The sequence below is a fragment of the Streptomyces sp. NPDC101225 genome (genome assembly GCF_044767585.1).
Taxonomy (GTDB): Bacteria; Actinomycetota; Actinomycetes; order Streptomycetales; family Streptomycetaceae; genus Streptomyces.
In genome coordinates this window covers 72703-91909 of the sequence record NZ_JBIWOE010000012.1, presented here as the reverse complement: position 1 = coordinate 91909, position 19207 = coordinate 72703, and the positions used below count along the sequence as shown (strand labels likewise).

At 71.6% G+C, this 19207-nt stretch carries 19 protein-coding genes; 12 read left to right on the top strand and 7 right to left on the bottom strand.

What is annotated here, in order from left to right:
• The first annotated feature begins 19 nt into the window (after positions 1 to 19).
• A complete protein-coding gene (locus ACIRPX_RS19200) occupies positions 20 to 1609 on the top strand; it encodes a protein kinase (protein ID WP_404195622.1) in 1590 nt (529 codons plus the stop codon).
• On the opposite strand, the gene ACIRPX_RS19195 is transcribed toward ACIRPX_RS19200, so the two are convergent.
• Positions 1610 to 2416, bottom strand: a complete 807-nt coding sequence (locus ACIRPX_RS19195) for an SGNH/GDSL hydrolase family protein (protein ID WP_404195620.1) — start codon at positions 2414 to 2416, stop codon at positions 1610 to 1612.
• A gap of 252 nt (positions 2417 to 2668) precedes the next feature.
• Between ACIRPX_RS19195 and ACIRPX_RS19190 the strand changes: the two genes are divergently transcribed.
• The 5 genes from ACIRPX_RS19190 (at position 2669) to ACIRPX_RS19170 (ending at position 9847) form a co-directional block, all read left to right on the top strand.
• Positions 2669 to 3073, top strand: a complete 405-nt coding sequence (locus ACIRPX_RS19190; protein ID WP_404195618.1) for a hypothetical protein — start codon at positions 2669 to 2671, stop codon at positions 3071 to 3073.
• A 344-nt stretch (positions 3074 to 3417) separates the two neighbouring features.
• Positions 3418 to 4269: a glycosyltransferase family 2 protein gene (locus tag ACIRPX_RS19185; protein ID WP_404195616.1), complete on the top strand. Its 852-nt coding sequence runs from the start codon at positions 3418 to 3420 to the stop codon at positions 4267 to 4269.
• Entirely contained in the window at positions 4266 to 5255 is a 990-nt protein-coding gene (locus tag ACIRPX_RS19180; protein ID WP_404195613.1) for a glycosyltransferase family 2 protein, read from the top strand. Before ACIRPX_RS19185 ends, ACIRPX_RS19180 begins: the two co-directional genes overlap by 4 nt.
• On the top strand, positions 5248 to 6048 hold the full coding sequence (locus tag ACIRPX_RS19175) for a polysaccharide deacetylase family protein (RefSeq protein WP_404195610.1): 801 nt from the start codon (positions 5248 to 5250) through the stop codon (positions 6046 to 6048). The genes ACIRPX_RS19180 and ACIRPX_RS19175 overlap by 8 nt, the downstream gene beginning before the upstream one ends.
• Positions 6041 to 9847 (top strand): lipopolysaccharide biosynthesis protein, encoded by a 3807-nt coding sequence (locus ACIRPX_RS19170; protein ID WP_404195607.1) that lies wholly within the window; start codon positions 6041 to 6043, stop codon positions 9845 to 9847. Before ACIRPX_RS19175 ends, ACIRPX_RS19170 begins: the two co-directional genes overlap by 8 nt.
• 39 nt (positions 9848 to 9886) lie before the next feature.
• On the opposite strand, the gene ACIRPX_RS19165 is transcribed toward ACIRPX_RS19170, so the two are convergent.
• Positions 9887 to 11317, bottom strand: coding sequence for a xylan 1,4-beta-xylosidase (locus ACIRPX_RS19165; RefSeq protein WP_404195604.1), 1431 nt, complete (start codon positions 11315 to 11317; stop codon positions 9887 to 9889).
• A gap of 176 nt (positions 11318 to 11493) precedes the next feature.
• Here ACIRPX_RS19165 and ACIRPX_RS19160 point away from each other — a divergent pair, with 176 nt between their 5' ends.
• Positions 11494 to 12588 carry a DUF5925 domain-containing protein gene (locus ACIRPX_RS19160; protein WP_404195601.1) on the top strand — a complete coding sequence of 365 codons (1095 nt, stop codon included), beginning with the start codon at positions 11494 to 11496 and terminating at the stop codon, positions 12586 to 12588.
• Between the two features lie 98 nt (positions 12589 to 12686).
• Here the strand turns inward: ACIRPX_RS19160 and ACIRPX_RS19155 are convergent, their stop codons facing one another.
• Positions 12687 to 13058, bottom strand: a complete 372-nt coding sequence (locus ACIRPX_RS19155) for a GntR family transcriptional regulator (RefSeq protein ID WP_404195598.1) — start codon at positions 13056 to 13058, stop codon at positions 12687 to 12689.
• Positions 13059 to 13129: 71 nt separating this feature from the next.
• Here ACIRPX_RS19155 and ACIRPX_RS19150 point away from each other — a divergent pair, with 71 nt between their 5' ends.
• A complete protein-coding gene (locus tag ACIRPX_RS19150) occupies positions 13130 to 14062 on the top strand; it encodes a GNAT family N-acetyltransferase (RefSeq protein WP_404195595.1) in 933 nt (310 codons plus the stop codon).
• Entirely contained in the window at positions 14043 to 14543 is a 501-nt protein-coding gene (locus tag ACIRPX_RS19145) for a DUF402 domain-containing protein (protein WP_404195593.1), read from the top strand. The genes ACIRPX_RS19150 and ACIRPX_RS19145 overlap by 20 nt, the downstream gene beginning before the upstream one ends.
• Before the next feature lie 39 nt (positions 14544 to 14582).
• On the opposite strand, the gene ACIRPX_RS19140 is transcribed toward ACIRPX_RS19145, so the two are convergent.
• The gene (locus ACIRPX_RS19140) at positions 14583 to 15200 is read right to left on the bottom strand and encodes a class I SAM-dependent methyltransferase (RefSeq protein ID WP_404195590.1); all 618 of its coding nucleotides are present in this window, start codon (positions 15198 to 15200) and stop codon (positions 14583 to 14585) included.
• Between the two features lie 139 nt (positions 15201 to 15339).
• Between ACIRPX_RS19140 and ACIRPX_RS19135 the strand changes: the two genes are divergently transcribed.
• Positions 15340 to 15474: a hypothetical protein gene (locus ACIRPX_RS19135; protein WP_384252941.1), complete on the top strand. Its 135-nt coding sequence runs from the start codon at positions 15340 to 15342 to the stop codon at positions 15472 to 15474.
• A gap of 6 nt (positions 15475 to 15480) precedes the next feature.
• Here the strand turns inward: ACIRPX_RS19135 and ACIRPX_RS19130 are convergent, their stop codons facing one another.
• Positions 15481 to 15930 carry a GNAT family N-acetyltransferase gene (locus ACIRPX_RS19130; RefSeq protein WP_404195586.1) on the bottom strand — a complete coding sequence of 150 codons (450 nt, stop codon included), beginning with the start codon at positions 15928 to 15930 and terminating at the stop codon, positions 15481 to 15483.
• A gap of 214 nt (positions 15931 to 16144) precedes the next feature.
• Between ACIRPX_RS19130 and ACIRPX_RS19125 the strand changes: the two genes are divergently transcribed.
• Positions 16145 to 17182, top strand: coding sequence for a lytic polysaccharide monooxygenase (locus ACIRPX_RS19125; protein WP_404195583.1), 1038 nt, complete (start codon positions 16145 to 16147; stop codon positions 17180 to 17182).
• Positions 17183 to 17243: 61 nt separating this feature from the next.
• Here ACIRPX_RS19125 and ACIRPX_RS19120 read toward each other — a convergent pair whose 3' ends face one another.
• Both ACIRPX_RS19120 and ACIRPX_RS19115 read right to left on the bottom strand, forming a co-directional pair.
• Positions 17244 to 18107, bottom strand: coding sequence for an esterase/lipase family protein (locus tag ACIRPX_RS19120; RefSeq protein WP_404195580.1), 864 nt, complete (start codon positions 18105 to 18107; stop codon positions 17244 to 17246).
• A gap of 172 nt (positions 18108 to 18279) precedes the next feature.
• Positions 18280 to 18726 carry a MarR family winged helix-turn-helix transcriptional regulator gene (locus tag ACIRPX_RS19115; RefSeq protein ID WP_404195578.1) on the bottom strand — a complete coding sequence of 149 codons (447 nt, stop codon included), beginning with the start codon at positions 18724 to 18726 and terminating at the stop codon, positions 18280 to 18282.
• Between the two features lie 106 nt (positions 18727 to 18832).
• Here ACIRPX_RS19115 and ACIRPX_RS19110 point away from each other — a divergent pair, with 106 nt between their 5' ends.
• Positions 18833 to 19207: a cupin domain-containing protein gene (locus ACIRPX_RS19110; protein WP_404195575.1), complete on the top strand. Its 375-nt coding sequence runs from the start codon at positions 18833 to 18835 to the stop codon at positions 19205 to 19207.

Sequence of the window (19207 nt, the reverse complement as noted above, 5' to 3'; positions counted from 1 at the left end):
ATGCGAATGGGGGAAGCCCGTGTCCGAAGAACCGGGCGGTGAACGTGTGATCGCCGGCCGCTACCGCCTCCTGACCCCGCTCGGTCAGGGCGGCATGGGCACGGTGTGGCGCGCCAGGGACGAGGTGCTGCACCGCGAGGTCGCCGTCAAGGAGGTGCGCGCGCCCGCCGGGGTGGACGCCTCGGACGTCGGGCGGATGTACGCCCGGCTCGAACGCGAGGCGTGGGCGGCCGCCCGGGTCGCCAACCGCAACGTGGTCACGGTGTACGACGTGGCCACCGAGGACGGCCGGCCCTGGATCGTCATGGAGCTGGTCCGCGGCGTCTCCCTCGCCGACGTGCTGGAGTCGGAGGGACCGCTGCCGCCGCGGCGCGCCGCCCACATCGGTGCCGAGGTGCTGTCCGCGCTGCGGGCGGCGCACGCGGCGGGCGTGCTGCACCGCGACGTGAAGCCGGCCAACGTGCTGATGTCGAACGACGGCCGGGTGGTGCTCAGCGACTTCGGCATCGCCCAGGTGGAGGGCAGCTCCGCGCTGACCATGACCGGAGAGGTCATCGGCTCGCCCGAATTCCTCGCGCCGGAGCGGGCGCTGGGCCGCACACCGGGCCCGGAGTCCGATCTGTGGTCGCTGGGCGTCCTGCTGTACGCGGCCGTCCAGGGGCACTCGCCGTTCCGCCAGGACACCCCGCTCAACACCCTGCGGGCCGTCGTCGACGAGGAGCTGCCGCCGCCCCGGCAGGCCGGTCCGCTCGCCCCCGTCATCGAGGGGCTGCTGCGCAAGGACCCGGCCGAGCGGATGCCGGCCGACCGGGCCGAGGAGGATCTGCGGCTCGTCGCGGCGGGAGGCACCCCCGGGGTGTACGGCGCGCCGACCGTCCCGTACACCCCGACGATCGCCGGTTACCCGGACGGGCCGGCGGCGACCCCGCCGGCGCCGTACGGGACGGTACCGTCCGGGCCCGCCCCGACGGCCGACACCGAGCCGGGCAGGCGCAACCGCAAGGCCGCGGCCGTACTGGTCGCCGGCCTGGTGGTGCTCGCGCTGGCGCTGGCCGGACTGACGTACGCGCTGCTCAACCACGGTGGCGGCAACGGGAACGCGAGCGGTGCCGACACCCGTTCCGCGAGCAGCACGTCGCCCGCGCCCACCACCACGAAGCCGGCCGACGGCGGCGCCGCGAGCCGTACGCCGAGCCCGAGCAGCAGCCCTACGACGGCGGCGCCGCAGTCCGTGCGGGTCACCCTCGCGGGCTCGAACACCTCCTACTCCGGCGGCTGTCCGCCCGCGAGCGGCCAGGCACCCGCCTTCACGGCGACGTTCACGGTGGGGAAGCTGCCGGCGGAGGTGAGCTACCGCTGGGTGTCGCAGGACGGCCAGGTGATGGACCAGGGGTGGCGGACCCTGTCCTTCCCGGAGGGTGGTTCGAGGACCAAGCAGGACAGGGCCTTCGTGACGACCTACGACAGCGCGGGGACGTTCCGCAACGCGATCAGTGTCGAGGTGCGCTCGCCGGTGCGGACGACGTCCAACTCGGTCCCGTTCTCGGTGACCTGCGTGGCGGAGACCCCGACGGGCGGGGCCTCCTCCAGTGCGTCTCCGTCGCCGTGATCAGGCGGCGCTGGTCAGGACCGGCAGATAGCCGCCGGACTGGCCGGCCGCGGTCGGGTGGTAGGACTCGCCGATGTTGAACCACTCGACGCTGTGCAGCCAGGAGCTGCCCGAGCAGATCTCGTGGCCGGTGAAGGTGGAGCGGACGTCACCGAAGGTGAAGCCGTGGTCGGCGGCGGCCTTGGCGATGGCCGTGTCGAGGTAGTCGGCCGCGCCGTTGATCGCCTGCCGCTTGGTCTGGGAGAGGCCGATGCACGTGGTGCCGAGCTTGTAGAAGCGGGGGTAGCCGAGGACGACCACATGGGCGTTCGGGGCCTTGGCGCTGATCGCGGAGTAGACGGTGTCCAGCTGTCCGGGGAGCGTGGAGTCGACGTACGCCTTCGCGGTGTCGATCCGGGAGAGGCAGGTGCTGTCGGACTGGAGCACACAGGTCGTCATGACGTCGGAGAAACCGGCGTCGTTGCCGCCGATGCTGATGGAGACCAGGCCGGTGGCGGTGCTGAGCGGACCCAGCTGCCCGGACAGGACATCACCCGTTCGGGCGCCCGAGCAGGCCGTGAAGTCGAACGTCGAGGGTGAGTGGGCGCCGGCCCAGAGGTAGGGATAGGCCTTCGTGCTGCGCTTGCAGTCGCCGCTGGAGCTGATGTAGCTGCCCGACCCGACCCCCGAGGAGTAGGAGTCGCCGAGGGCCACATAGCCGGTGGCCGCGGCGTCTTGGGACGCCTGCGCCGCGGTGGCCCCGGTGAGGGCCGCGCCGGCGGCGAGGAGGATCGAGCTCACGAAGACCGCAATTCGGGAACGTCTCATGGAACCTCCCTTTAGCAGGATCTCTGCCGTAACCGTCGTACCAACTACGCGTGTCGACGGGAAGTGTTCATGTCAAGAATTTCAGGCCAACTACCGTTCGAATCCGGACTTCTCCGCGCTCGGGGCCCCGGTGACGGCCGGTTCAAGAAAGCACAAGAACTGCCCCCGCACCCCCTTCGGACCTTGACGGCCACGGACGGGCTGCGCGACTCTGAAGCCCGGCATCCGGCGCGTCGGGGGGCAAAGTCGCCAATGCAGACCATCCGTCTCAAGAGACCACCAACAGCGGGCACCGAGCGGGAGCGGACGGGACCGGGGAGGGACCTGTCGCCACTGCTCGCGGGCGCCGCTACGGCCGTGGGGGGCTGCGGCGCGCTACTCGCGCTCGCCGGCTCGGACTCACCCCTGCGCGGCCCGTTCACCCTGTTCTTCCTGCTCGCCGCGCCCACCACGGCCATCGGGGCCGCGCTGCGCGGGCTGGAGCCCTTCGGTCGCGCGATCGGCGCGATCGGGGGTGCGATCGCCCTCGACATGCTCGTGGCGCAGGGCATGTTGGCCGTTCACCGATGGTCGGTGAACGGAGGAATCATCGCGGTGACCGTGATCAGTTTCTGTCTTTTGATGGGCTGTGTAACGGTCAAACCAACAAAAACGTGAGGTCTCGTTCCAGGCCTTGCCATAGGGGTTCAATCGTCAATACCGTCGTACATCTCACCCGCATCGGTCCGTCACCAAGCGGCTCTAGGGGAGGGCTCAAGGACCGCGATGGATCCGGCGTGGGGCGCGGTAGGGGGGTGCCGTGCTCGGTGACCGCACTTGTGACCGAGTCGTGCCGCGAGACCGACTGCTGTCGCACGGCAGGCGGCAAGCTATGCCAGCTCGCCTCGGCATGCACGGAGATTCATTTCGTCATGTCAGAGGCGTGAACCCCCCTTTCGAACCGGACACATAACCGGGCCGCCCAGGGGCGGGCGGTCCACCGGACGAGAGGGACCAGACTCATGAGTTCTGTTCTTCGGCCGGCGAACACGGGCCAGGATCCGTTAATTGCCAGCAAATACCGGCCGATCTCTTCTCACCTGGCCATCGCGCCACCGGTGAGCGTGGTGATTCCCGCCATGAATGAGGCGGAGAATCTCCCCTACGTGTTCAAGACACTTCCGGACTGGATACACGAAGTCGTCCTGGTGGACGGCAATTCGACGGACGACACCGTCGACGTGGCCCGCGGCCTGTGGCCGGAGGTCAAGGTCGTCGAACAGCGCGGAAAGGGCAAGGGTGACGCGCTGATCACCGGCTTCGAGGCCTGCACCGGCGACATCGTCGTGATGGTCGACGCGGACGGTTCGGCGGACGGCAACGAGATCGTCAGCTACGTCTCCGCGCTGGTCTCCGGCGCCGACTTCGCCAAGGGATCCCGCTTCGCCAACGGCGGCGGCACCGACGACATGACGTTCATCCGCAAGCTCGGCAACTGGGCGCTGTGCACGATCGTCAACCGCAAGTTCGGCGCCCGCTACACGGATCTCTGCTACGGATACAACGCCTTCTGGCGGCACTGCCTGGACAAGATCTCCCTCGACTGCACCGGCTTCGAGATCGAGACCCTGATCAACATCCGTGTGGTCAAGGCCGGTCTGAAGGTGCAGGAGATCCCGAGCCACGAGTATCTGCGCATCCACGGCGCGAGCAATCTGCGGGCCGTGCGCGACGGGTTCCGGGTGCTCAAGGTCATCCTCAAGGAACGGTCGAACCGGAAGGAGCTGCGCCGCCAGGAACACCACTCGCCGATGCTCGCATCGGCTCCGCTCGACCCGGTCCCTCTCGACTCGGTCCAGGGAGAGGTGTCTTGAGCGGTCTCGGCATCTCCGTCGTGATCTGCGTGTACACCGAGGACCGCTGGGAGGACATCCTCGCGGCGGTCTCCTCGGTGCGGGCGCAGTCGCACCCCGCCCTGGAGACACTGCTGGCCGTCGACCACAATCCGGCGCTGCTGGACCGGCTGGCCAAGGAGTACAAGGAGGCCCACGACGTCCGGGTGCTCGCCAACGCGGGGCCCCGCGGACTGTCCGCGGGCCGCAACACCGGGATCGCGGCCTCCCGCGGCGAGGTGATCGCCTTCCTCGACGACGACGCCGTGGCCGAGCGGGACTGGCTGCGCCGGTTCGCCGAGGGCTACGCCGATCCGCGGGTGATGGCCGTCGGCGGGCGCACGATGCCGATCTGGGCGTCGGGCCGCCGTCCGGCCTGGTTCCCCGAGGAGTTCGACTGGGTGGTCGGCTGCACCTACAAGGGCCTGCCGCGGGGCCTGGTCCGGGTGCGCAACGTGCTCGGGGGCAACGCCTCCTTCCGCCGTACGGCGTTCGACGCGGCCGGCGGCTTCGCGACCGGCATCGGACGCGACGGCGACAAGCGGCCGCTGGGCTGCGAGGAGACGGAGCTGTGCATCCGGCTCACCCGCGCCAGACCGGACGCGATCCTGCTGATCGACGACCGCGCGGTGATCCACCACCGGGTGCCCGAGGCGCGCGAGCACTTCGGGTACTTCCGCACCCGCGCCTACGCGGAGGGCCTGTCCAAGGCTCTGGTGGCGCGAAGTGTCGGCGCGGACAAGGGACTTGAGTCCGAGCGCCGGTACGCCACCCGAGTGCTGCCGGCCGGCGTGGTCCGGGGGCTGCGCGACGCCGTGCTGGTCCGCCCGGGGGGCGCGGGCCGGGCGGGCGCGATCGTCGCCGGGGTGCTCACCGCGGCCGGGGGGTACGTGGTCGGGAGCCTGCGGGCGCGCCGTGGCGGAGCCGTCTTCTCCGTCGTCGAGATCGAGGGGGGATCTCATGACTGAAGCACCGGTGCCGATCCTGATGTACCACTCGGTCGCCACCGCCCCGAACGACGCCACCCGCGAGCTGTCGGTGGCGCCCGAGGCGTTCGCCGAGCAGATGGCGTGCGTCGGGGACCGCGGGCTGACCCCGGTCAGCACGGCCGAGCTGGCGGCGGGCTGGCGTTGGGGGCGCCCGCTGCCGCCGCGGCCCGTGCTGATCACCTTCGACGACGGCTACGAGGGCGTGCACCGGCACGCCCTGCCCGTGCTCGCCAAGCACGGCTTCGCGTCCACGCTGTTCGTCTCCACCGGCTGGATCAGGGGCGCCCACGACACGGGCGGCGGCCTGGACACCATGCTGGACTGGGACCAGGTGCGCGAACTCGCCGCCGCCGACGTGGAGATCGGCGGGCACAGCCACACCCATCCGCAGCTCGACCAGCTCGACGACGGCGCCCTGCGCCACGAGCTGATCCACTGCAAGGAGATCGTCGCCGGTGAACTGGGCTCCGCCCCGGTCTCGTTCGCCTATCCGTACGGCTACTCCAGCCGCCGGGTGCGCGAGGCCGTGCGCGAGACGGGATACGCCCAGGCGCTCGCCGTCGGCAACGGCCTCGCCCGCCGCCGCCAGGGCCCGTACGCGGTGCAGCGGGTGACCGTGCGCCGCGCCACGGGCATCGAGGAGTTCGAGCGGCTGGTCGAGGGCCGCGCGATCGCCCGCACCTTCGCCAGGGACCGCGTGCTCACCAAGGGGTACGCGATGGTCCGCAGAGCACGCCAGGTCCGCCGGAAGGCCATCCGTTCCCGTGTCTGACACGACGACCACGACCGAGGCGGCGTCGTCCCCGGCCCAGGCGCCCGAGCAGCCGGGGCGCCGCCTTCGCCTGCCCGGGCTGGGCCGGAAAAAGGGCGGCAGCCAGCTGTTCCGAAACGCCTATGCGCTGATGCTGAACACGGGCATCTCCGCCGTGCTCGGCCTCGGCTTCTGGCTGGCCGCGGCCCGCTACTACTCCGAGGACGCGGTCGGCCAGGGCTCGGCCGCGATCGCCGCGATGAAGTTCCTCGCGGGCCTCACCGCGGTGACCCTGACCGGCGCCCTGGCCCGGTTCATCCCGGTCGCCGGGCGCACCACCGGACGGCTGATCTTCCGCACGTACGCGGGCAGTTCGCTGGTCGTGGCGTTCGCGGCGGGGATCTTCCTGCTGACGCTGAACCTCTGGGGGCCGTCGTACCGCTTCCTGCACGGGCCGCTGCACGGCCTGGGGTTCATCGTGGCCGTCATGGCCTGGAACCTGCTCACGCTCCAGGACGGCGTGCTGACCGGGCTCAGAAGCGCGCCCTGGGTCCCGGTGGGCAACACCGTGTTCTCCGCGGTGAAGCTGGCGCTGCTGGTCGCGTTCGCCGTGGCGATCCCGACCACCGGCGTCTTCGTCTCCTGGGTCGCCGCGATCGCCACCTCGGTGGTCCCGCTCGGCTGGCTGGTCTTCCGGCGCCTGGTGCCGCGGCACGTCAAGGCCACCGAGGACCACGCGAAGCCGCCGAACCTCCGGGAGATCGGCACGTTCCTGGCCGGCGACTACACGGGCTCGCTGTTCTCGCTCGCCGTCGTCTACCTGATCCCGGTGATCATCGCCTCGCAGGTCAGCTCCAAGGACAACGCGTACTTCTACATCACCACCACCATCGGCGGCACGGTCAATCTGCTGGCCATCAACATGGGCGCCTCGCTGACCGTCGAGGGCTCGCACGACCCGGCCCGGCTGGCCGCCAACACCCGTGCCGCGCTGCGGCGGATGGCCCGGATCATGCTGCCGATCTGCGGGGTGCTGTTCATCGGGGCGCCGTGGATCCTCGGCATCTTCGGCGCGGGCTACGCGGACGCGGCGACGCCGCTGCTGCGCTGGTTCGCGGTGGGCGCGCTGCTGCGGGTCGTCATGGAGACGTACTTCGCGGTGCTGCGCGCGCAGAGCCGCACCGCCGGACTGGCCTGGCTCCAGGGCCTGCTGTGCGTCCTGGTGCTCGGCCTGACGCTGCTGCTGCTCCCCCGCATGGGGCTGACCGGCGCCGGGGTCGCCGAGATCTCCTCGCTCGCGGTGATCGTCACGATCGCCGCCCCGAAGCTGTACCGCATCCTGCGCGCCGCTCCGGCCGCCGACGTGCCCGAGCACGCGGCACCCGACGGTGACCTCGCCGACCTGGGGGCGCGCGAGGTCCCGGCCACCGACGCGCCGCGCCGGCGCGGGCCCGCCTGGGCGCTGGACTCCGACACCCTCGCGCTCGGCATCCACGTCGACTTCGACCACGTGGAGCGGCGGCCGGACGTGCGGCCGGGGCCCGGGACCCCGCCCACCGGGACGCCGGTCCTGCCGGCGGACCAGCGGCCCGACTGGGCGAAGAAGCCGGAGCTCGGCCTGCCCGTCGAGGAGCGGGAGCCGGGGTCCGAGGCCTCGCTGGAGCCCGCCGAGGTGGACGCGCCGTTCGGAGCGGCCTTCGGTGGTGAGGACGCCGTACGGGAGACGGAGGCGCCCCCCGTCCCGGAGGAACCGGCCGAGGAGGTGCGCGCGCCCGAACCGCCCGCGCTCTCCTGGCGCGAGCGCCTGCGGCCGAGCCGCCTGGGCGTCGTCCTCGCCTGTGTGCTGACCGCCGCGCTGCTCCTGTACTGGGTGCCCGCGCTCGGGCTCGGCGAGGCCGACCTGGACGCGATGGGCGGGCTGGGCCTCATCTCGGTCCTGCCGCTGCCGACGCTGATCGGGGCCGCGCTGCTGGTGGCGGTGTTCGCCTCGCTGCTCTGGACGGGACGGGAGCACAAGGCGCTGCTCCTGGTCACGCTGCTGGCGACGGTGGTCTCGCTGCACGCGCTGCCCGCCGTGATCGAGACCGAGCCGCGCTTCCCGACCGCCTGGCAGCACCTCGGCTTCCTCGACTACATCGACCGGACCGGCTCCGCCGTACCGGACCTGGACGCGCGCTGGAGCTGGCCGGGGTTCTTCGCGGTGGCCGCGTTCGTCGCGAAGGCCTGCGGGGTCACCGACCTCACCGAGGTCATCCGCTGGTGGCCACTGGCCATCCAGCTCCTCTACCTGGCTCCGATGTTCCTGCTCGTGCGCTCGATGCGGGCGAGCTGGCGGGCCCGGTGGACCGGCATCTGGATCTTCGTGCTCAGCGGCTGGGTGGGCCAGGACTACTTCTCACCGCAGGGCTTCACCTACCTCCTCTACCTGGCGTTCGTGGCGATCCTGCTGGTCTGGTTCCGCGAGCCGCGGATGCTGTGGGCCAGGCGGCGGCCCGGCGAGGCGGAGGTCGAGCCGACGAGCCGGCGCCAGAAGGCCGCCCTGCTCGGGGTGCTGATCGGCCTGTACGCGGCGAGCGTCCCCGCCCACCAGCTCACGCCGTTCATGATGCTGGGCGTGCTCGCGGTGCTCGTCCTGATCGGCCGGTCCGAACTGCGCGGCCTGCCCGTCCTGTTCGGCGTCGTGGTCGCGGCCTGGCTGGGCTTCATGGCCGAGCCGTACTGGTCCGGGCACTTCAACGACCTGTTCGGCGGAGTCGGCGGTGTCGGCAGCAACGTCTCCACCTCGGTCTCCGGCCGCATCCAGGGCGGCGACTCGACGCACAAGCTCGTCCTGTACACGCGCGTGCTTCTGGCCGGCGCGGTGATGGCGTTCGCCTGCTGGGGCTGGTGGCGCCGGCGCGACCACAAGTACCGCGAGCGGTCGCTGCTGGTCGTGACGTTCGTGCCGTTCCTGGGCTTCGGCATGCAGTCCTACGGCGGCGAGATGGCGCTGCGCGTCTTCATGTTCGCCGTGCCGGGCGCGGCGCTGCTGGCCGGTCTCGCCCTGTTCCCGCGCACCGGCGTCACCGCCGAGGAGCGGGACAAGGACCGGGTGAGCCTCGCGCCGCTGGCCGCGCTCATGGCGGGGCTGCTCCTCATGGGCGGTTTCCTGGTGGCCCGCTGGGGCAACGAGCCCTTCGAGCGGGTCCGGCCCGGCGAGGTCGCGGCCATGGACTACGTGTACGCCCATGACCGGCCGACCGTCCGCCTGCTGTGGCTCAGCAACGACACGGTCAACGACGTGACGCCGGCGATGCCGTGGGGCGCGAAGGACATGGAGCGGGTGGACTACGTGCCCACGCTGGCACCGGCCGATCCGGTGCTGGTGTCCGGCCTGGTCAAGGCGCTCAGGGACGCGGGCCCGAACTCGTACCTGATGGTCAACGAGAGCCAGACGACCTACCTGCGGATGGACGTGGGCTATTCGGACACCTGGGAGCCCCGGCTGATCCAGAACCTGGACCGGCGGCCGGAGTTGGAGAAGGTCTACGTCAACGCCGACGCGACGATCTACGCCCTGGCCAGGCAGCCCGCGGGCAAGGTCCCGGCGCCCGACCCGGGTCCGATCGGGCCGCAGATCACCTGGACGCCCTGGTCGGTCGTCGGCGCCCTGGCGGCCCTCGCGCTCATCGTGCTGCTGACGGCACGCGAGGTCGTACGGATCGCGTTCGGGCCGAGTGTGCGGCAACTGCGGTGGCTGCAGAGCAGTTACTGGTTCTCGCTGCCGCTGCTGGCGGTGTTCCTGGCCTCGCTGGTGCAGCGGTTCCTGACCATGAAGTGAGGTCTCGGCCGGCTCGGTCGGCTCGGTCGGTGAAGTGGCTCAACCACCCGTGCGGTTGAGCCACTTCACTTCGTAGGCCTGCATGTCGAACCGCCTCCCGTCGACCTTGGCGCTGATCGACCGGCCCAGCGTGTTGACCACCAGGACGGTCCGGTCGGTGGCCAGGACACGGACGTTGGGCACGTCGTCGGCGGCGACGGAGACGCGGGTGTACCCGGTGCCGGGCGGGAACGCCCGGTGGAAGCGGGAGACCAGGTCGAACATGGGCAGCTTCCGGCCGCCGTCCGAGCGACCGGTGGGCGTCCACAGGCAGCCGGCGCAGCCGTCGCCCTTCTCGTCCTCCGGGTTCCAGTAGAAGCCGGAGGAGGCTCCGCCCTTGACCATGGCGATCATCCCGGCGGCCTGGACGGCGACGCGGCGGGGTTCCGACCAGCCCGTGCGCTCGTCCTTGCCGTCGGCGGGCTCGACGTAGTACTCGGACCACCACAGCGGCAGGCCGCCGGTCCGCTTGCGCACCCAGGTGCCGACGGCGGTGAACTTGTCGGTCGCCGCGAACTCGTTCGGCAGCATCTCGTCGTCGTTGGTGTAGCTGGAACCGTCCACGACGACGAAGTCGGCGCCCGCCTTGTGCTTGTTCCAGTAGTCGAAGGCGTCGAGGACGCGCTGGTCCATGGCGCCCCAGGGTCCCTTGAAGGTCGCGGAGGCCTCGCCCGCGCGCGGGTCGACACTGTCCATGACCAGGTACGGCCCGCCGACCATGATCTTCTTGTCGACCTTCTTCAGGGCCTTGTAGACCATGTTGTAGAGCTTGGTGTACCCCTCGTAGTCCCAGCGGCCCTCGGCGTCGTTCCAGAAGCCCTTGAACTCGTTCCAGACGATGAAGTGGCGTACGTCCGGATAGCGCTTGGCCACGGTCGCGGCCAGCGCGGCGAAGTCCGCGTAGTGCTGCGGCTCGGGGGCCGTCTCCAGCGCGGACTGGCTCCAGTTCGTGTTGTCGACGCCGGCCTTGCCGCCCTTCATCCAGTCCGGGGAGCAGCACAGCGTGACGACCGGGGTGCCGCCGGACTTGCGGATGAAGTCGATACGGCGGTCCATCGCGCCGAAGTCGTAACGCCCCTTCACCGGCTCGGGGTTGTCCGCGCCCCAGCCCATGAGCGCCTGGTCCTGCGGCATGCCCCCGGCATCCGAGATCAGCTGCTGCACCCGGTCGGTGGCGGCCGGGTCGCCCTCGTCGGCGCTGTACTGGGTGTGGGTGAAGCCCCAGCCCACGTCGGGGCTGTCCTGGTCGGGCGGGGTCACCGGGGTGCCGTGGACCGAGTCGCCGTTGCGCGAGGTGCCCGCCGTGCTTCCACCGCCGCCCGGCAGCGTGTTGATCAGGGTCACGATCAGCGCCAGCGCTGCCACACCCACCCCGAGCAGCGCGGTGAGCCGCCACCGCCGTGCCCCCGAAGTCCACCCATGACGTCCCATCGAGTTCCACAGTATCCGTGCGGCCGCGGGCTAGGGCAGATGTTGTGCATGCACAGGTCTGTAACAGGGCGAACCGGAAGCATCCGGCTCGGCGGACGCGGCCGACACACCGGGCACACCGGGCGCACGGCGGAAACCGGGTGCATGGGGCGTCCTCGTGACGGATCATGGACGCCATGTCTGCGAACCCGCACGAAGCTCTGCCGATCCGGCTCACCGTCGACGACAGCGACTCGCCGTCGGACGTCGTCGACGCGCTGTTCCTCGGCCGGTTCGCGACGGGCGAGCAGCCGTACGCGCACGCAGCGAACATCGACCGCGTCCGGCCGGGGGCGACGCTCCTGCCGCCGGGCGCGCGCGTGCTGCGCGTGGCCCGCGACGACGACCGCAGCGCGACGCTCGCGGAGGGCGACGGCTGGACGCTGCTGATCTCCCGCTGGAACCGCGGCGCGGACGTCACGGTGACGGCGACCGGCGAGGAGCTGGCGCAGAAGGTCCTCGACCAGGCCACGGACGGCGCGGCGGACGAGCCCGAACCCCAGCCGGAGAACGTGACGATGGGCTTCTGGTACGTCTCCCCGCGGCGCGGCCCGCACCGCACCACCCGGCAGATCTCCGCGGGCACCTGGGACGAGGTCCGGGAGAACTACACCGCCCCGGTGGCCGCGGCCATGGACCGTCTGATGAAGACGACACCGCAGGACATCGCGGGCCGGCTGCTCCTGCTGCACGGCCCGCCCGGCACCGGCAAGACCTCCGCGCTGCGCACCCTCGCCCGCTCCTGGCGGGACTGGTGCCAGGTGGACTGCGTGCTCGACCCCGAGCGGCTGTTCTCCGACGTCGGCTATCTGATGGACATCGCGATCGGCGAGGAGGACGGGACCGGCAAGGGCCGCTGGCGGCTGCTGCTCCTGGAGGACTGCGACGAGCTGATCCGCGGCGAGGCCAAGCACACGGCCGGCCAGGCCCTGTCCCGCCTGCTCAACCTGACCGACGGCCTGCTGGGCCAGGGGCGCAACGTGCTGGTCGGTGTGACGACCAACGAGGACCTCGAGCGCCTGCACCCGGCCGTGGTCCGCCCCGGACGCTGTCTGGCCCGCATCGAGGTGGGGCAGCTGACCCGCCGTGAGGCGGTCGACTGGCTCGGCACCGAGGAGGGCGTGGGCCGTGAGGGCGCCACGCTGGCCGAACTGTACGCACTGCGCCGGGGCACGTCCCCGACGGCGCTGCCGGAGCCGCGGGACGGGGCGGACGCGGGGCTGTACCTGTAGTCGCGGGGCCGTACCAGCAGAGCGGTGAGCGGGCGCGGCCCGCGCTCGCGCGCTGCCGCCCGGTGTCCCCCCGCGCCGTCCGTGTCCCCCGGCGCCGTTCAGCGCTCCCCGTAGACCGCCCGCAGGGCGTCCCGCACGGCCGTGAGCGCGGCGTCCTGGTCCAGGCCCAGCCGCCGGACCCGTTCCACGTAGGCCTGCGCGGCCGACGCCACCTCCCGCTCGGCCGCGGTGCCCGCGGCGGCGACGTACGTGCCGTTGCGCCCCCGGGTCTCGATCACCCCGTCGCCCTCCAGGGCGCGGTAGGCCTTGGCGACCGTGTTCGCCGCGAGACCGAGCGATTCGGCGAGCCCGCGCACGGTCGGCAGCCGGTAGCCCACCGGCAGCACGCCCGACCGCGCCTGCTCGGAGATCTGCGCCCGCACCTGCTCGTACGGCGCGGCACTGTCGTCGATGTGGATCTTCAAGGTCACGCTGCCGATTCTCCCGCACGCGCCGGTAAATGAGAGGCGCGGGGGCGTGTCCCCACGTAGCGTGCGCCCACATGACTGTGATCGTGCGCGACCTGCGCTCCGAGGACAGGTCCGACGTCGAGGCCTTCGCCCGGGTACGCCACCTCGCCCTGCCGTACATCCTGTGGACCCCGGACGCCGTCCTGCACCACCTCGTCCACAGCCACCCGGACGCGCGCTTCAGGTCGCTCGTGGCGGAGGAGGACGGCGAGGTGATCGGCACGGCGCAGGTGCAACTGGCGCACGACAGCCCAAGACCGGGCGTGGGGACGCTCAACATCTACGTCCACCCGGACCGAAGGCGCCGCGGCGCCGGCGATCTGCTGGTCCGCGCCGCCGAGGAGCACCTCACCGCGCACGGCGCGACGACCCTGTACGCGTGGGTGCTGGACGAGCCCGCCGACCGGGCCTTCGCCGAGCGGCACGGCTACGGCGCCGGCCGCGCCGCCCACTTCCTCCGCCTCGACCTGGCCGGGGGCACGCTGCCGCCGCTCCCGTCCCCGCCGCCCTGTGCCGTGCTGCGCTCGGCGGCCGACCTCGCGGACGACCCGCGCCCGCTGTTCGAGCTGGACGCGGAGACCACGCGGGACGAACCGAGCGACGTGGACACCGAGTTCACCGACTACGAGAACTGGATCGCGGAGAACTGGCGGCACCCGCTGCTCGACCGGGAGCTGACCACGGTCGTCTTCGTCGAGGGCCGCCCGGCGGCCTTCAGCGTGGCGTACACGGACGCCCCGACCGGCCGCTACGTCACCGCCATGACCGGCACCGCCCGCGCCTTCCGCGGCCGGGGCCTGGCGAAGCTCGCCAAGAACGACTCCCTGCACCGTGCCCGCGCCGCCGGCTACACCCAGGCGCTCACGGGCAACGACGCGGGCAACGACCCGATGCTCGCGATCAACAAGTGGTTCGGGTACGAGATCTGCGCGACGGAGGTGCGGTATGTCCGTGAACTCGGCTGAGCGAGGCGCCCGGCTGGACGTCGTCCTCGTCAAGGCGGGCCGGACGAAGATCCATTACGAGGCCCGGCTGCTCGGCGACGACGGCACGCACATCGCCGTGCGGGCCCCCTGGGCGGGCGAGGGCGTCCGTGACTTCGGCTTCGTGCGCTTCGAGAAGGGCGACGTCTTCACGGAGCACTACTGGCGGGACCGCTGGTACTCGGTGAAGGAGGTCCGCGACTCGGCGGGCGTGCGGAAGGGCTGGTACTGCGACATCACCCGCCCCGCGGTGCTCTCCGGCACCGAGCTGGTCGTCGAGGACCTGGACCTCGACCTGTGGCGCTCGGCCGACGGCAGCGACGTGCGCCGTCTGGACGAGGACGAGTTCGCGGCGAGCGGTCTGGCGGAGCGGGACCCGCGGTCCGCCGCGGCGGCGGTCGCCGCGCTGGACGCGCTGGAGACGCTGGCGCGCGGCGGTGACTTCGAGGCGCTGGTGCGCTGAGCACCGCCCGGACGCGGTGCCGGCGCCGGGCGGCCGGCGTCACACCACGGCCACCACCGCATACCTCTCGTCCGTCACCTCCCTGCCCCACAGCGCCGTCTCCTCGGACAACCGCTCCACCCGCACCTCGCCCATCCCGAGCGGGGCGAGCAGACCGGTCAGGACGTCGGCCGACAGACCCACCGGGGCGACCGTGCCCCAGACACCCTCGACCAGGACGAGCCTGCCTCCCGGCCGCAGCAGCCCGCGCCAGTGCCGCAGCACCCGGCCGGGGCCGGGCAGGGTCCACAGCACGTGCCGTACGAGCACGGCGTCGAAGCGCTGCTCCCCCACCGGTGGTGCCGCCGCGTCACCGACGAGGAACACGGCGTCGCGTCCGGCCGGCTTGGCCCTGGCGCGGCCGACCATCGCCGCGGAGGCGTCCACTCCGGTCACCCGGTGCCCCTGCTCGGCCGCGAGGAGTGACAGGCTGCCCGTGCCGCAGCCGAGATCGAGGACGTCGCCCGCCCGGCCGGGCAGCCAGGAGGCGAGCCGGGCGGCCCACGCCCCCCGGACCTCCGGATCGCCGAGTCCGTGGTCCGGCTCGTCGTCGAAGGAGGCGGCCTGCGCGTCCCAGTCGACGTCCGCGCCGGTCAGGTCCACATTGTCATCCGTCATGCGCCCAAGAGTGACACCCGCCACTGACAGTCGAATGGTGACAGCCGCCACAGACAGACCCGCACCGATGAGTCACCCTCCCGAAAAGGGTCTACCTCCGTGAGAGCGCGGAACTCGGTGGGCACCGAAGGAGGCAGCCATGCGCCGGACCACTGTGCAGAAGCCCCTGAAGAAGACGGACTCGCGCAGGGTCCGCGACGAGGCCGACGAGCGTCCTTCCGGACGTCCGGAGGTGCGCCGAGACATCGCACGGACGTGGTGGCCGGACGGCTGACGCCGGTCAGTCCAGCCGCTTGCGGTAGTGGATGCGGTCGTAGGGACCGTCCACGCGCTGCTCCACGGCCTCGTAGCCGAACTTCGGATAGATCTTCCGGTTCTCCCACATCATCGCGTTGGTGTAGAGCCTGACCTCGGGCAGGCCGAGCGCCCGCGCGCGTGCGTCCACGAACAGCAGCAGCCGCCGTCCCACTCCCCTGCCGTGCGCGTCGGGGTGGACGGCGATGCTGTCGAGGAACAGATGGTCGTCGTGCTCCTCGAGCACCACGAGCCCCACGACGGGGTCCCCCGTCACGAACACCTTCCCCGCGGCCACGTTCGCCGCGTGGTCGGCCTCCATGGGCACCGGCACCACCCCGATGCGTGCGACGTAGCGGTGGTACGCGGCGTCGGTCACGGCCTTCACGGCCGCCGCGTCGCCGGCGACGGCCGGCCGGATCTCGTCGTCTCCCATGGCGCGCACGGTATTACCTGATCTCAGTCTGAGCACTCCCTTAACGCGACCATAAGGATCTCCATCACCCGCCTCCAGCAGGCGATTTCACGCGTTCCTGGGGCTAGTTTCTGATCGCACCCCACGGGATCCGCCCGGCCCGGGACCCGCCCACGCGGGTCTCCCGTCCGCGGGCTCCACCCCACGCGTCAGGACCGCTCCGAGGAGATTCCGCATGCCCGCACGCCGCCGCACGGTCGCCACGCTCGCCTCCCTCGGCGCCGCCCCGCTCGCCCTGACCGCGCTCGCCACCACCCCGGCGTCGGCGCACGGCACGATGGGCGACCCGGTCAGCCGGGTCTCGCAGTGCTACGCGGAGGGCCCGGAGCACCCCAGGTCGGCCGCGTGCAAGGCGGTGGTCGCGGCCGGCGGCACCCAGGCGCTCTACGACTGGAACGGCATCCGCATCGGCGACGCCGCCGGGCAGCACCGGAAGCTGATCCCGGACGGCAAGCTGTGCAGCGCGAACAACGAGGAGTTCAAGGGCCTCGACCTGGCGCGCGCCGACTGGCCCGCGACGGGTGTGAAGAGCGGCGCGTACACCTTCGAGTACCGCGTGACCGCTCCCCACAAGGGCACCTTCACGGTGTACCTGACCAAGGCGGGCTACGACCCGGCCAAGCCGCTGGCCTGGTCGGACCTGGACCTGGAGCACCCGGTGGCGACGGCCACCGACCCGGTCGCCTCGGGCGGCTTCTACACCTTCTCCGGCACGCTCCCCCAGCGCTCGGGCAAGCAGTTGCTGTATGCGATCTGGCAGCGCTCGGACAGCCCGGAGGCCTTCTACTCCTGCTCGGACGTCACCTTCGGCGGCGCCACCGCGAGCGGCGGCGGAAACACCGGCAGCAGTGGGAACACCGGCACCAGCGGCAACGGCGGTGGTACGGCGGCCGGTTCGACGCCGGCTCCGACCGCCTCCGCGCCCTCCGACGCGCAGATCGCGGCGGGCGCGGACAAGTCGACGATCGGGCACCACGGCCACGGTGACCAGGACGCCGCCACGTCGGCCGAGCCCCGGACCACCGCCGAGGCGGCCGGTGGCGGCGAACCGTCGGCGGCCGGTGCCCCGCAGAACCTCGCCGAGACCGGGGGCGGCGGCAGCACCCCGTACCTCGCCATGGGCGGAGCGGCCGCCCTGGCCCTCGGCGCGGCGGCCCTGTTCGCCTCCGTCCGCAGGCGCGCGACCGGCGCCGGGCGGCACGGCCGGCCGTAGGGGCCCCACGGGGGGCGGGGCCTGTCCGGCGGCTCAGGCCGGACAGGCCCCGAAGTGCGCGTCAGCTCAGTACCGACGCGCAGGTGGTCGCGGTGGCATGGGCCGGGTCGAGCGCGTTGGCCACCTCGTGGAAGGCGATCCGGTCGGCGAGGCCGATCAGGACGTGCTCCGAGAGGTCGAGCGAACACAGGTTCTGGATCAGGACGTTGTGCACGTCGGATCCGCTCAGGAACTGGCTGCTGTACGGCGTGGCCACCTCGTCGTGCTTGGTGGCGATCACCGTGTAGTGGACTCCGGGGACGGTGTCGCCGCCCGCGTTGAGCTTGGTGAGGAAGGCCGACCCGACGATCTGGTCGGCCAGGCCGGGCGTGTTCTTGGACAGGAGGTCGGCGGCGCCCGGGAAGTACGGGAGCAGGTTGGTCAGGCCGTCCAGGTCGGTGCCGTGGTTGTCGGGCGCGATGCCGACGAGGGCGTTCACCTTGGCGGCCCCGCCCAGGAACTTGAGGTAGTAGCGGGGCATCATGCCGCCCTGGGAGTGACCGACGACGTCGGCCTTGGCGGCACCGGTCGCGGCGAGCACCTTGTCGACGTAGGCGGAGAGCTGCTCGGCCGACTTGTCGATGGGGCCGAGGCCGTAGAACAGGGGGACGCCCGAGAGCTGGCCGTAGTCCATCGAGAAGACGCAGTAGCCCCGGTGCTCCAGGTAGGGGGCGAGGGCGAGCCAGTTGTCGACGGAGTTGCCGAAGGTGCCGTGGACCAGGACCACGGGGCGCGGATGGGTGGCGGAGGGCTTGCAGGAGTAGTCGTTCCAGCCGGAGCTCGGAGCGGAGGCGGCACGGGCGACGGTGGCGGCGGGGACGATGGCGACCGAGGCCGCCAGCAGCAGGGCGGCGAGGGGTCTGAGCAGTCGTTTCCAGGGCAGCATCGTGCGATCTCCTTGCGGCTCAAGGGAGTTGCGATGGCCTTACGCCCTGTGATCCGGATCACGAAGGATGCTGTTCACTCGTCAAGTTACGGGCGAGTAGTGCAAGTGTGAAGTTACGCGTCAGTAAAAACTTCCAGTGATAACCGACTCACCGGTAGCCGATGACACACCGTCACCAGGCGGGCCTGATGGGGCCATAGGGCGCAATCCGCGTCAACTGGTCGCGCAGCGCCCGCACTTGCCCTTCTCCCAGCAGGCGCGCCCATGCCTGCACGACCTCCGCGGCGGCCTCCTCCGCGGCCCGGGTGCACGCCCACCCCCGCTCGGTCAGCACCACCAGCCGCGCCCTGGCGTCGCCGGGGTGCGGCCGCCGCTCGGCATACCCCTTGCGCACGATCTCGTCGACGAGCTGGCTCGCGGCCTGCTTGGTCACCCCGAGATGGACGGCCAGCTCGGTCACGGTCGCACCGTCCGGGGCGAGCCGGGTGAAGGCGAACCCGTGCGCGGGCCGGATTCCCTCGAAGCCGCGCGCGAGCACCCCCTCATGGATGCGCTGGGTGAGCTCACCGGCGGCGGCGAGCAGGGCGGCGGACAGGGCCATGGCCTCGGAGTTGTGCACGGAGGCATTGAAACACCCTTGACGTATTGGTCAAGCTGCTTGACCATAGAGCCAGATAGTCAAGTTGCTTGACCATCTGACCGTTCCCCGTCACCGAAAGGCAGCCATGCCCGTCATCCACACGTCCGATGCCGTCACGCACGAGATCCACGGCGCCCGCTTCGTCTCGTACGCCACCCCCCTCACCGGCAGCACGGAGCTCTGCGCCTGGCGCGGCGAGATACCGCCCGGCACCAAGGCGCCCGCGCACACCGTCAGCCGCGAGGAGATCTTCCATCTGCTCATCGGCGAACTGCTCATCACCCTCGACGGCCGCACCGACCGCGTCACCGCGGGCGACACGGTCGTCGTCAACCCGGGAGCCACCCTGGAGGTCGAGAACCCCACCGGCCAGACGGCGATCTCCTGGGTCACCACGTCCATCGGCCTGGAGGCGGAACTGGCCGACGGCACCCGGATCGCCCCGCCCTGGGCCAACTGA